Raw genomic sequence first — 13,139 nt, 5'->3', positions numbered from 1 at the left:
AAAGCGATTGGGAGCCGGCGCGCGACTAGCCCATCATGGCCCAGCACCGCTATGCGGTGTGGTTGTCAGAGGCCGGATATACGTGTGCAGTCGACACGGACGCCAGAGCACGGGAGGCTTGCAATGGGGAGGAGTCCATATACGGACGTTCCATCTTTTAAATGTCCGGCCAGTTTGTAAGCCCGTGGACAAGTAGAAGAAGTGTGCTGCCAGCCAACAGCGCACTGATAGCTATTCCAGTCCAGTAGAGCTCGGGGTCCTCAGATCTTTTGTATGTTTGGTAAAGGAGGGTTGCGTTACCCGTCCTCAGACCCTTGAGCGTGATGCTTGTGAAAAGTATGAAACACAGCAACTGGATCCACGGTTGACTCATCCAGTAGTCCGCGTTTATCACATGCCTTCCCCTTTTGAAGGTCTTGGGCCTCCCCATGGTGTCCGCCATGGCTCGAAAGCGGACACCCCATTTAACTCCCGGCGCGCAGTATGGCGACTCTCCAGGCCACTGGGGAGTATCGCCACGCGTATCGAGCCCACCGACTGGTCGCCGCCTCTGACGGTGTGAAGGGTTGTTGGCCGGAACCTGCTGTTTGGGCCAGGCGGCGTTTCTGGCGCAGGGACGAGGCCGGGGCGTGGGCCTGTTCAACCGGACGATCGATAGCAAGCCGGGATGGTGCGCTGCTGCTCGCGGGCAAGGTCGTAACGGGCTTGCAGCAGCAGCCAATAGAGCGGCGATGTATCCAGGACGGTGGCGAGCCGTATCGCATGCCGCGGGCTCATGGGTCGGTTGTCGGTGAGAAGCTCCCTGACATGCGGCATCCGGATCCCGGTGCGGCGGGCGAGCTGAGAGAGGTTCAGCGTGGCCGGCAGCATGTAGTCGAGCAGCAGCACTTCGCCGGGGGAGCGCAGGCGCAGCGAAGGATCCACGTCCATACGTGGCGAGAGTTGAATCAGTTCCATTGGCTTCCCTTCCCTGTCAGGCACGCCTGCGGAATCGGCGGGCGCTTGCCGTCGATCGTGTCAGCGCATGCCGGGTGGATACGTCAGTAAACGCCAGAGTGCGGCGCATCGGCGTGCGGGCCGACGCGCCGCAAGGACGATCATCGGGCGCTTGGCGGCTTCACTCGGGGCTCGTGACCGAGCAGGCTGGCGTATTGCCGGAGACCGTGGATGGCGACACCCAGGCTGGCGGTGGCGGCCGTGGAAAGTGGCCATTCCAGCGATGTGCCAGGGAATCCCCTCGCCCGTGCCCGGCGGCACTGTTCGCTGTCGTGACGCAGGCGCGTGAGGGTGAGTAACGCCAGGGCGATGTCACCGCGCGCTGTGCGGCGAAAGGTTTCGGGCCCTGCCACACCCGTGCGCGGCGGATCGCCGGAGGGAGGAGTGAGGATGCCGCCAGGGGAAACGGACGGGCGAATGCGTACCGTATGATCGTGGGTAGCCATGATCAACTCCGCTTTAGTTGGTGATGGTTAGCGGGTCGTGGGTGTTGCTAGCACTCACGGCTCGCGCCTCATGACCTGGTGGCCATGGTCATTCGCGGGGCTCTGGAGAAGACAGCGCGAGTGACGGCCAGACCCTAGCAAGCAGGGTCGGCATCGTCTGTCAGGGTTGGGTGGGATGGATGTCCGCCTGGCTAAGGTCGCGCGTGACGGCGCAGAACTGGCGACATGTCAGCGCGCTCCCCGCAGAGGGACGCGTGGCCAAACCCCTCTTAAGAGGCGCGCTTTCACTTCATTCCTGGTGCAGCCCGGATTGCCGTGCACATGGCCGGCGCAATGGCGTCGCACCGCACGCCACCTGCTCAGCGCACCTTCTTGCGACTCATGAACAGGACCAGATCCGGGCAAAGTTGTTCGCTAGATGACTGCCCCGACGGATCGGGTCTGCGAATGTGGACGTCGCGAGGTCAGGCACCTTGTGATGCCCGATCTCGCAGTCCTTCTTTCGAACAGGAGATAGCGATGACCCGCCTTCGAGCCTTCTTCAGCTGGCCCCTGTGGGACCTGGCGTGGCGGTACACAGCGGTCGGCATCGCCTTCGCCATTGCCCTTGATGTCGTCACTCGCGTGGTGGCGCACTGACCGCGCAGCGCGAAGCTCACACCCAACGCCGAAGGGCGCTGGCGCTCACGCACCATCACACCCCTCGCCTGCCAAACCCTCGGTCGTTACAGCGCGACCATCAACGGCCCGTCGTGGCCATCAGGTTCGGCGGATAGCGCTCGCCTTCGATATGGATAGCCGCTGCGGCCTTTTCGATATCGGCAAGGTCGGCGCCAGTCAGCGCTACATCGGCGGCGCCCAGGTTCTCCTCCAGGCGATGGAGCTTGGTGGTGCCCGGAATCGGAACAATCCACGGCTCACGGGCGAGCAGCCAGGCCAGCGCGATCTGTGCGGGCGTTGCCTGCTTGGCCGCGGCAATGCTCTTCAGGAGATCGACCATCGCCTGGTTCGCAGCCATCGCTTCGGGTGAAAAGCGCGGGAGATGCTTGCGGAAGTCGTTGTCGCCGATCTGCGTATCCTTGCTCATCGCGCCGGTAAGGAAGCCCTTGCCGAGCGGGCTATAGGCGACCAGGCCGATGCCGAGCTCCTTGCACGCATCGAGGATGCCGTTCGTCTCGGGACCACGGGTCCACAGCGAATACTCGTTCTGCAGCGTGGTCACCGGCTGCACCGCATGCGCGCGGCGCACCGTCTGCGCGCCCGGCTCGGACAGGCCGAAATGGCGGACCTTGCCTTCGGCAATCAGGTCCTTGACGGCGCCGGCCACGTCTTCGATCGGCACACCGGGATCGACGCGATGCTGATAAAGCAGATCGATGGTGTCGACCCCAAGACGCTTCAGTGATGCCTCGGCCACGGCGCGAATATGTTCCGGCCGGCTATTGAGGCCTTTGTTCTGGCCGGTCGCGGCATCGATGTCGAAGCCGAATTTCGTGGCAATCACCACCTGATCGCGCACCGGTGCCAACGCCTTGCCGACCAGCACTTCGTTGGTGAACGGCCCGTAGACCTCCGCGGTATCGAAGAAGGTCACGCCGCGATCAAAGGCATCGCGAATCAGGCGAATGGAGTCGTCATCCGCAAGGGCATGGCTGTAGCTGAAATTCAGCCCCATGCAACCGAAGCCCAGAGCCGAAACCTCCAGGCCACTCTTTCCAAGCAAGCGCTTTTGCATATGTCACCTCGATAAATCTTGTATTGGATCAACGCGCATCCGTGCGACTCAGGCGTTCTCGGCAAACACCTTGCGTGCGATGCCCACCGCGGTACTGGCCGCGGGCCAGCCGGCATAAAAAGCCAGGTGGGTGATGACCTCCACCAGCTCGTCACGCGTAACGCCGTTCTGCAGCGCGAACTTCAAATGGAACGGAAGCTCGTTGATGCGGTACGTCGCAATCAGCGTGGCGACCGTGATCAGGCTGCGGTCGCGTTTGGAAAGCCCCTGCCGCTCCCAGACCTCACCAAACAACACCTGTTGCGTGAGTTCATCGAGCGCGGGGGCAACGTCAGCGAACGGGCCCTGCGTCTTCTGCGTGGCATCGGTCATGGCCGGGATCCTCCAAGAGTAGAAAGCCGCGAGCGAAAGTCCTGTCGCGGCGACGGAGGCCAGTCTGGCCCCGTGGCGCCTATCTGATAAGACGGCAAATATCGAATGGACTTATGATCTGTATCGATCAATCAAGTCGGCGTGATCATGAGCGGCGAGAACTACAACGACCTGCAGGCGTTCCTTGCCGTGGCGCGTGAAGGCAGCTTCACGCGCGCCGCGGCCCAGCTCGGCCTGTCGCAATCGGCGCTCAGCCACAAGATCCAGGGGCTGGAAGCACGGCTTGGCCTGCGCCTGCTCACCCGCACCACCCGCAGCGTGTCGCCCACGGAAGCCGGCGAGCGCCTGCAGCAGGTGCTGGCACCCAATTTCGAAAACATCGATGCGGCGCTCGCCGGGCTCAGCGAACTGCGCGACAAGCCTAGCGGCACGATCCGCATCACCAGCAGCGAACACGCTGCCGCCACCATCCTGTGGCCCGTACTGGAGCGCTTCCTGCCGAGCTACCCGGATATCCACGTGGAAGTGGTCAGCGACTCCTCGCTAACGGACATCGCTGCCGAACGCTTCGACGCCGGCATCCGCCTGGGAGAACAGGTGGCACTCGACATGATTGCGGTGCCCATCGGCCCACCCACGCGGTTGGTGGTGGTGGGCAAGCCGGCCTACCTGGATGCAAGGCCGCCAATCGCCACGCCACGCGACCTCACCCGGCACGATTGCATCAACCTGCGCTTCCTCACCCACGGCGGCCTGTACGCATGGGAATTCGAGAAAGGCAGCCACGCGCTCAACGTGCGCGTGGAGGGGCGACTGACCTTCAACAGCCTCGAGCGCATCCTTGCCGCCTCGCTGGCCGGCTTCGGCCTCGCCTACCTGCCCGAGGACTTCGTCCGTCCTCACATCGAGGCCGGCCGATTGCGCCAGGTGCTGGACGACTGGTGCCCGCTGTTTCCCGGTTACCACCTGTACTACCCAAGTCGGCGGCAACCATCGCCGGCGTTTGCCTTGCTGGTCGACGCGCTTCGATACCGATCGCACGATTCGTAATCGCATGCCCGCAGATGACGTTCACGCGCACGAGCTGATCCCAACGAACCGAAACCCGGAAGTGGACTTCGCGATACGAACTACGAGCGCAGCTTGTAGCCCGTGCGGAAGATCCAGGCGATGGCGACCGCGCAGAGCACCAGAAAGCCCAGGGTCATCCCGGCACTCAACACGACATTGACGTCGGACTGCCCGTAAAAGCTCCAGCGGAATCCACTGATCAGGTACACCACCGGATTGAACAAGGCGACCTTCTGCCAGAACGGCGGCAGCATGCTGATCGAATAGAAGGCGCCACCGAGGAACGTCAGCGGGGTGACCACCATCAGCGGGATCACCTGCAGTTTCTGGAAGTCATCCGCCCACAGGCCGATGATGAAGCCGAACGAGCTGAAGGTAACGGCCGTAAGCAGCAGGAAGGCCATCATCCATAGTGGATGCATGATGCTGTAAGGCACGAAGAAGCGCGCCGTGACCAGGATCAGCAAGCCCAGCATCACCGACTTGGTCGAGGCCGCCCCGACATAGCCGAGCACCGCCTCAAACGGTGAAACGGGCGCGGAAAGCAGCTCATAGATGGTGCCCGACCACTTCGGCAGGTAGATGCCGAACGAGGCATTGGAGATGCTTTCGTTGAGCAGCGACAGCATGATCAGGCCGGGGATGATGAAGGCGCCGTAGCTCGTGCCGCCGATTTCGCCCATGCGCGAGCCGATGGCGGTGCCGAACACGATGAAATACAGCGACGTCGACAGCACCGGGGACACGATGCTCTGCGTGAGCGTGCGAAAGGTGCGGGCCATCTCGAAACGGTAGATGGCGCGAATGGCGGGAATGTTCATCGCTTACCCCGCACCAGGCTGACGAAAATGTCTTCGAGCGAACTTTCCAATGTGTGCAGGTCCTTGAAGTCCACCCCTCGATCTCCCAGCTTGCGCAGCAACACCGCAATGCCCGTGTCGTCGCTCTGGGCGTCGAACGTATAAGTCAGCGTCGAGCCGTCATCAGCAAGCTCCAGCGCGTAATCCTCAAGACCCTGCGGCAGCGCCTGCAGCGGCGCCTGGAGGCTGATGGAGAGCTGCTTCTTGCCCAGCTTGCGCATCAACACGTGCTTGTCTTCAACCAGGATCAGCTCGCCGCGGGTGATCACGCCTACGCGATCGGCCATTTCCTCGGCCTCTTCGATGTAGTGGGTGGTGAGGATGACCGTGACGCCCGTCTCGCGCAGCTTGCGCACCATCTGCCACATGTCGTGGCGAAGCTCCACATCCACGCCGGCCGTGGGTTCGTCCAGGAACAGGATGCTGGGTTCGTGCGCCAAGGCCTTTGCGATGAGCACGCGGCGCTTCATGCCGCCGGAAAGCGTCATGATCTTCGCGTCTTTCTTTTCCCAGAGCGACAGGTCGCGCAATACCTTTTCGATGTGCTGGTCGTTGCGCGTACGCCCGAACAGGCCCCGGCTGAACTTCACCGATGCCCACACCGTCTCGAAGGCGTCCGTTGACAGCTCCTGGGGCACCAGGCCGATCTTCGAACGCGTGACGCGATAGTCGCGCAACACGTCGTGGCCGTCGGCGCTCACCTCGCCGGCGCTGGGCTTCACGATGCCGCAGATGATGCTGATCAGCGTGGTCTTGCCCGCACCGTTCGGACCCAGCAGGGCGAAGATCTCTCCCTGCCGGATGTCCAGGTCGATCGACTTCAACGCCTGGAAACCGCCCTTGTAGGTCTTGCTGACGCCGCGAACCGAAACCGCGTGTCGCGTCGAAGTAGCCTGCTCGCTCATTGCATTCCCTGGTCTGGCGCATCGCAACGCCGAGGGAGTCTACGCCAAGAACGAGTCCTGCTTAACCTCATCGCCATCGCCCGTGCTAATCCCGCTCCGTTCGCGAAGACCAGCAGCAGGCGAACCATGTGTTGCGTGCAGCGACTCATGGAGCCCCATGAGCCGCTTGCCAAAGGCCCGTTGGCTACGAACATAGCCATGATGTTTGGGCGATCCATCCAGCGCGTCCGCGCCTTCGGTCGTAGAACATGGGCGCCGCCACGGCGCGCAGCCATTCCGCACGGGCGAAATCACGCGGCATGCCGTGTCGAAGACAGGACGATGGCCATGGATCGACATCCTCTGCGGAGTTGGGCCGCTCGAAGACAGGCACTCGCGCTTTATCGCCACGCAAAGCCTTTGTGTCGGCGCAACTCCAACCTGCCGCAATGCAGCAAGCATCGCGTCGCGAAATCGGGTTACAGTCGCCCAAGGCATTGATCGCTGAGCATCCGGTTTGCGGGTCCATCACGTCATGGCCTTTTTTTAGGTATCGAATTTAGATCGATCTAAATGCTGGATTCAAACAGGGGAACCGGGAAGTGCCTTGGCGCATCTCCTGGGTGGATAGGGTTTTGCCGCGCAAAAGGCCTGGCCGTCTAAACGGCTTCTTGCGTGCACGCTTCCAGGCCGGATTACCGCCCACGGTCCGCGCATGGATAGGCGGGGCCGTGCATGCCGCCCCGTCCCCCGATGTGGGTATCCGAAAGGAGCGCTTCTGGTCATGAATCTCGAAGCCTTACGCATACGAGTTCGGACACTGCTGGCCACGGCCAGCGTGATGATGCTGGTCATCGCCCTGCCCTCGATGGCGGATGACCGAACTTACCCCGACAGCCCGCGAGCCGATGGCTCGACGACCGTTGCGCGAGCCCGCGTGGCGGCCGACGTATTGATGGGCTCCTACGACCCCAACAAGGCCTGGTTCCCGTCCAGTTGGTGGAACTCCGCCGTCGCGCTGCAGACCATCGGCGACTACATGCAACGCACCGGCGATCGTCGCTATGTGGGCGAACTGGACAACACCTTCGAAAAGGACAAGGGCGTGTTCCCAGCCGGCGTGCTGTCGGGCGATCCTTTGCTTGGCAATTTCACCAGCCGCGCCATTGATGACTCCGAGTGGTGGGGTCTCACCTGGGTGCAGGCCTACGACCTGACCAGGAATCCGAAGTACCTGGACATGGCCGTCACCATTGCCAATTACGCCAACGGCTACTGGGATACCGGCACCTGCGGTGGTGGCGTCTGGTGGAATGCCGAGCGCACCTACAAGAACGCCGTCACCAACGGCCTGTGGATCCGCCTCACTGCCGAACTGCACAACCGCATTCCCGGCGACAGGGTCTGGCTGGGACGAGCCCGTACCGCGTGGGCCTGGTTCCAGGGCAGCGGCATGATCAACGCCAACGGCCTGGTCAACGACGGCCTTACCGATGCGTGCACCAACAATGGCCAGAACGTATGGACCTACAACCAGGGCATGGCCATTGGTGCCGGCCTGGAACTGTGGCGCGCCACCCGTGACCCGAACATCCTGGCAAGCGTGCAACACCTGGCGGACGCCGCCATCGGTCCGAATGCCCTGGTGACCAACGGTGTCCTGAGCGAAAGCTGCGATGTCACGACCCAGACCTGCGATGACAATGCCAAGCAGTTCAAGGGCATCTTCATGCGCTACTGGACCGATCTGGTCGACACGACGCACAACCCTCGATATGCGGCGTTTCTCGCGCAGCAGGCCGAAGGCATCTGGAGCAACGACCGCGATGCCGCCGACCGACTCGGCACGCGCTGGTCCGGCGCCACCAGCGCTGATCATCCCAATGTATTCGACTGGCGCACCCAGGCCAGCGCGCTCAGTGCGCTGATCGGCGATGTACCCACGTTGACACCCTTGGTATCGCTGGCCGCCACCCTGTCGCCCGCGCAACCGGTGATCATGCCGTCCGCATCGGGCGCCACGACCATCGCCATCGACCTCGGTGCCTCCGCGACTGGATTCTTCCCGCTGCAGGCGCGCGTCGATGTCACTGCACCTACCGGCTGGAGCGTCTCGCCACAGGCCACCATGCTGCGTCTGCAGCCGAAGGGCGTTGCAGATCCGGTCAGCGGCACCGTCCCGCTGAAATTGATGGTGCCCAGCTCGGCGACGGACGGCCACCACATGCTCACCGCAAACGTGGCCGCCGCGGGCTTGTACTTCGCCACCCAGGCCGACGTGCTGGTTGCGCACAAGATCGATTTCGACACGGGCACGGTGGACGAGGTCCCCTGGCTTTTCGATCCCGACGGCTCGCAGAGCAACGGCGTGCAGAACCGCTTCGCCGACGGCAATGCCCACTTCACCTATCGGTTCCCGTTCCCGGCCGATACCACGTCGGCGCAGGTGACCTTGACCATCGACGCCGAATACCTGGTGCAGGTCAGTTCCGACAACGCCCATTGGACGACCGTGCTGCAGGAGACTCGCCGCATCACTGACGGCTCGAACAAGGCTGATCGCACCGTCGACCTGACGCCATACCTCGGCACGGCCAGCAACGGGGCAAAACCCGTTTACCTGAAGGTATCGGACGCCTTCCCCGATGACGGCTGGGGCGGACGCGTGTATCACGTCACCGCGAATATCGTCGAATAGCACGGCCGATGCCTCCGTTGCCGAGTGATCGGCAACGGAGGCATCCATCTTCATCGAGGCGGCGTGTCCGTGGGCTTGGAGCGGCCATGCCCTCCCGCGACGGGCAGCTGCCAACCTCGCCGCACGGCCATCATGCGCAGCGTGAAGCAGAGCGTGGCGCCCACCAGCATGGTCGCCACCGACGGCAGCCCGAGTTGCGCGCCAACGACGACAACCCCTGCACCGGCCAATGCCGCCACCGCATACAGGTCGGCGCGCAACACCAGCGGAATGTCTGCCAGCAGCAGGTCGCGCGCCATGCCGCCACCGATGCCCGTAAGCATGCCGAGCAGCGCCGCCATCACAGGATTCAAGCCATAGGCCAGCGCCTTCTGTGCGCCGGCGACCGCAAACAACGCGAGGCCGGCAGCATCGAACATGCGCACCGGGTTCTGCAGCCGCTCGATGAACGGAGCCCACCAGAACGTAATCAGGCCCGCGCAGACCGAAGCGGCGAGGTAACGCCAGTCAGTGATCGCAGCGGGCGGCACCGAGCCTATGAGCAGGTCACGAATGATGCCGCCCGAGTTGGCCGCCACGAAGGACAACACAAGCACCCCGAACAGATCGAGCTGGCGCCGCGTCGCCGCGGTGGCGCCACTGAGGGCGAATACGAAGGTGCCGACCAGGTCGGCAATCAGCAGCAGAATTCCGTTGGTCGGCATGCGCGGGGCGTCTGGTCACGAAACGATGGATTCGCTCATTGGATCACGATGCCGGTCCGATCGCATGCCAGCCCTTCGTCCCATGGTCGGAACGTAACCTGTCCAACCTCAATGCTTGCCCAGCCAGGCGAGCGCCGCCACGACCAGGCATTCCACGCCCGTCTGCAGCGTCGGCTGGATGACCGGCGCAAAGCGGGGATTGTGATTGGTCGGCAGATCGTTCAATCGACCCGACTCCTTGGCCTTCCTGTAGGTCTCGGGATCCGTGCCGCCGATGAACCAGAACACGGAAGGGACTTTCCATTGCGCGCCGAAGCAGCCGAAATCCTCGCTCGCTGAGGTGGGCTGTGTTTTCTCGACGCACCCTTCAGGGAAGTAGCTGCGGAACGCATCGCCGACCGTCTGATTGGCCGTGGCGTCGTTGATGACCAGTGCGTAGCTGTCCAGCGGGGTGATTTCCGGCGAATGTGGCGCTCCCGACGCCTCGGCTTCGGCGTTCACGATGCGCGTGATGGCGGACAGGACACGCGCGCGCACGCCCTCGTCGAATGTGCGCACGTTGAGCTTGATGAGTGCCTCGTCAGGGATCACGTTCTCCTTGGTGCCCGCCTGCAACGCACCCACCGTGAGGACCGCCGCTTCGGTGGCAGCGAGTTCGCGCGACACCACGGTCTGCAGCCGAAGCACCGTAGCCGCTGCCATCACCACCGGATCGATACTGGCCTGGGGCATCGAGCCATGCGCGCCACGGCCGAACAGCCGGATCTGCAGGCTGTCGCCGGCGGATGTAATGACGCCGGCGCGACCGCTGACCGTGCCCGAAGGTCCGACCATGACGTGTTGCCCAAGCACTACATCCGGTCGTGGAAAACGCTTGAACAACCCATCCTTGATCATTGCCTGTGCGCCCGTACCAGTCTCTTCCGCGGGCTGGAATACCGCCATGACCGTCCCCTGCCAACCCTCCTTCATCTTGGCCAGCAAGGCCGTGGCACCCACCAGGCAGGTGACGTGCATGTCATGACCGCAGGCGTGCATGACCGGCACGACGTGCCCGTCCTTGTCTTTCGCCGTCACCTGGCTTGCGTACGGCAAACCCGTTGCCTCGGCCACCGGCAGTGCATCCATGTCCGCGCGCAGCATGACCGTGGGGCCAGCGCCGTTGCGAAGCAAGCCGACTACGCCGGTCTTGCCCACGCCCGTAGTTACCTCGAAGCCCGCTTCGCGCAGGTGTGAGGCCGCGATGTCAGCGGTACGCTTCTCTTGCATCGAAAGTTCGGGATGGGCATGTATGTCGGTATATAGCGCTTCCAGCCCCGGCATCATGCTCGCCAGGCTCGGGAGAAGCTGGCTGTTGGCATTCATGGCAATGCTTGCCTTGCTGCGTGCCCGCGGGCACCGGAACACCGCGCCGAGGCAACCTTCAATCACCCATGGCCCTGGCGGCGACGCCGATGCAGACTAACCGGACGGGCGTCGGCAACACGTGGAAGGACAGCCACGGATGGACGTCGAAATGACACCGGCCCGTGCGTGGCCGTGATGTCGCCGCATGCCGCGTGCTGCACCCCATGCCATATATGCGTTCGCAAGTAATCACTGCATGGATGCAGCATCATGGCGGAGGGACGCAGGCACGGGAGCCTCCTCCGATCCACGCTCGATCTCTACGCAACACGTCGACATCTTCTTTCGGAGTAACGACCGTCATGAGCGAACGTCACGACCACGATGCCATGTCACGGCGCCGCTTTCTGCAGGCCGCCGGATTGCTGGGATCGGTGGGACTCGCAGGCGGCGCAGCCGCCCTCGATGCAGGTGCCAACGCGATACGCCTGCCCTTCGCCAATGGCGAGCGCGACCTGACGCGGGCGTTTCCGCAGAAGGGCAACATGATCCTGCTACGCACGCGGCCGCCCATGCTGGAAACGCCCTTCGAAGTATTCGACCAGGGCGTGTTCACACCGAACGACCGTTTCTTCGTGCGTTGGCATCTTGCCTACATTCCTACGCAAATCGATGCCGATGCGTTTCGGCTGACGGTGCACGGCAAGGTCGGCAAGCCGCTTTCGCTCAGCCTGAAACAACTGATGACGGAGTTCGAGCGGTTCGAGATTGCCGCCGTCAACCAGTGCTCCGGCAATTCGCGCGGCTTCTTTGAACCGCGCGTTGCGGGTGGGCAATGGGCCAATGGCGCCATGGGCTGCGCGCGCTGGACCGGGGTTCGGCTCAAGGACGTGCTCGACCGTGTCGGCGTCAACACCGGTGCCGTGCAGGTGCGCTTCAACGGTCTGGACAGCGGCACCTTGGCGGCCACGCCCGATTTCCTGAAATCGCTCGACATCGATCACGCAAGGGATGGCGAAGTCATGCTCGCCTACGGCATGAACGGCGAGCAGTTGCCCGTACTCAATGGATTCCCGCTGCGGCTGGTCGTCCCCGGCTGGTATTCCACCTACTGGGTGAAAATGCTCAACGACGTCGAGGTGCTGGACAAGGCGGACGACAACTACTGGATGGCCAAGGCGTACATGATTCCGGATACGCCGCACGCCAACGTCGCTCCCGGCCAGACCGGTTTCAAGAGCGTCCCGATCAATCGCCTGGTGCCGCGATCGTTCATCACCAACCTGCGTGACGGCGACAAGGTGCTGGCCGGCCACCCGGTCGCGATACGCGGCATCGCCTTTGGCGGCGACGCCGGCGTGAAGCAGGTGCAGTTCTCCAGCGATGGCGGCGAGCACTGGCTCGATGCACGCCTGGAGGAAGACCACGGCAAGTACGCCTTCCGGCGCTGGAATGCCCACTTCACTCCCGCCAGGCGGGGTGACGCGGAACTGATGGTCAAGGCCGTCAACTCGAACGGCGTGGAACAGCCCGTCACGCCCAACTGGAATGGCGGCGGCTTCATGCGCAATGTCGCCGAGCGGACCAAGCTTGTCGTTGCCTGAGGACGATGCCATGAACACCTTTTCCACTACCCTGGCATGCATGCTCGCCGCGCTGCTGGTGGCGGGCTCCGCTCATGCGCAGGACGCAAAGCAGAAGCCGATAGCCATCCACTCCGTGAATGTGGATCTCCCGGCAAGCACCGCATCGTTTCCGCCGGGCCCAGGCTCCGACGTCGCGGGAAAGTGCCTGATATGCCATTCCGCCGGCATGGTGCTCAAGCAGCCGGCACTGACCCAGGATCAGTGGAAAGCCGAGATCAACAAGATGCGCAGCACTTATGGGGCGCCCATTCTTGATTCGGAGGTGGAGACGCTGAGCACCTACTTCGCAGGAATTTCCCAGCAGCAACAGTCGCGGTAGCCGTCAGCCTGTCATGGGTGCAACCGCCCGCGACCAGAACCGGACAACGCGTCCATCCCGA

12 protein-coding genes are annotated in these 13,139 nt (G+C 63.2%); 4 read left to right on the top strand and 8 right to left on the bottom strand.

Features of this window, described 5'->3' with window-relative positions:
- Positions 1–639: 639 nt before the first annotated feature.
- From EPB08_RS10295 to EPB08_RS10280, 4 genes are all read right to left on the bottom strand, one after another.
- Positions 640–957, bottom strand: coding sequence for a HigA family addiction module antitoxin (locus EPB08_RS10295; protein WP_130618991.1), 318 nt, complete (start codon positions 955–957; stop codon positions 640–642).
- A 140-nt stretch (positions 958–1,097) separates the two neighbouring features.
- Positions 1,098–1,442, bottom strand: a complete 345-nt coding sequence (locus tag EPB08_RS10290) for a hypothetical protein (RefSeq protein ID WP_130618990.1) — start codon at positions 1,440–1,442, stop codon at positions 1,098–1,100.
- A gap of 739 nt (positions 1,443–2,181) precedes the next feature.
- On the bottom strand, positions 2,182–3,177 hold the full coding sequence (locus EPB08_RS10285) for an aldo/keto reductase (RefSeq protein ID WP_130618989.1): 996 nt from the start codon (positions 3,175–3,177) through the stop codon (positions 2,182–2,184).
- 48 nt (positions 3,178–3,225) lie between these two features.
- Complete coding sequence (locus EPB08_RS10280) at positions 3,226–3,549, bottom strand: carboxymuconolactone decarboxylase family protein (RefSeq protein ID WP_130618988.1); 324 nt, start codon at positions 3,547–3,549, stop codon at positions 3,226–3,228.
- Between the two features lie 147 nt (positions 3,550–3,696).
- On the opposite strand from EPB08_RS10280, the gene EPB08_RS10275 reads away from it, so the two are divergent.
- Positions 3,697–4,599 (top strand): LysR family transcriptional regulator, encoded by a 903-nt coding sequence (locus EPB08_RS10275; RefSeq protein WP_130618987.1) that lies wholly within the window; start codon positions 3,697–3,699, stop codon positions 4,597–4,599.
- Positions 4,600–4,679: 80 nt separating this feature from the next.
- On the opposite strand, the gene EPB08_RS10270 is transcribed toward EPB08_RS10275, so the two are convergent.
- Together EPB08_RS10270 and EPB08_RS10265 are read right to left on the bottom strand one after the other, a co-directional pair.
- Entirely contained in the window at positions 4,680–5,441 is a 762-nt protein-coding gene (locus EPB08_RS10270; RefSeq protein ID WP_130618986.1) for an ABC transporter permease, read from the bottom strand.
- On the bottom strand, positions 5,438–6,385 hold the full coding sequence (locus EPB08_RS10265) for an ABC transporter ATP-binding protein (protein WP_130618985.1): 948 nt from the start codon (positions 6,383–6,385) through the stop codon (positions 5,438–5,440). Before EPB08_RS10265 ends, EPB08_RS10270 begins: the two co-directional genes overlap by 4 nt.
- 763 nt (positions 6,386–7,148) lie before the next feature.
- On the opposite strand from EPB08_RS10265, the gene EPB08_RS10260 reads away from it, so the two are divergent.
- Complete coding sequence (locus EPB08_RS10260; protein ID WP_229238296.1) at positions 7,149–9,062, top strand: glycoside hydrolase family 76 protein; 1,914 nt, start codon at positions 7,149–7,151, stop codon at positions 9,060–9,062.
- A 50-nt stretch (positions 9,063–9,112) separates the two neighbouring features.
- Here EPB08_RS10260 and EPB08_RS10255 read toward each other — a convergent pair whose 3' ends face one another.
- Both EPB08_RS10255 and EPB08_RS10250 read right to left on the bottom strand, forming a co-directional pair.
- Positions 9,113–9,766: a trimeric intracellular cation channel family protein gene (locus EPB08_RS10255; protein WP_130618984.1), complete on the bottom strand. Its 654-nt coding sequence runs from the start codon at positions 9,764–9,766 to the stop codon at positions 9,113–9,115.
- Between the two features lie 108 nt (positions 9,767–9,874).
- Positions 9,875–11,131 carry a M20 family metallopeptidase gene (locus EPB08_RS10250; protein ID WP_130618983.1) on the bottom strand — a complete coding sequence of 419 codons (1,257 nt, stop codon included), beginning with the start codon at positions 11,129–11,131 and terminating at the stop codon, positions 9,875–9,877.
- Positions 11,132–11,475: 344 nt separating this feature from the next.
- Here EPB08_RS10250 and EPB08_RS10245 point away from each other — a divergent pair, with 344 nt between their 5' ends.
- Both EPB08_RS10245 and EPB08_RS10240 read left to right on the top strand, forming a co-directional pair.
- Entirely contained in the window at positions 11,476–12,717 is a 1,242-nt protein-coding gene (locus EPB08_RS10245) for a molybdopterin-dependent oxidoreductase (RefSeq protein WP_130618981.1), read from the top strand.
- A gap of 10 nt (positions 12,718–12,727) precedes the next feature.
- Positions 12,728–13,078, top strand: a complete 351-nt coding sequence (locus EPB08_RS10240; RefSeq protein ID WP_205746329.1) for a hypothetical protein — start codon at positions 12,728–12,730, stop codon at positions 13,076–13,078.
- Positions 13,079–13,139: the final 61 nt, after the last annotated feature.

The sequence above is a fragment of the Dyella amyloliquefaciens genome, assembly GCF_004296575.1.
Classification (GTDB): Bacteria; Pseudomonadota; Gammaproteobacteria; order Xanthomonadales; family Rhodanobacteraceae; genus Dyella; species Dyella amyloliquefaciens.
Note: the sequence above shows the minus strand (reverse complement) of the source record. Positions and strands in the feature narration are given on the sequence as shown.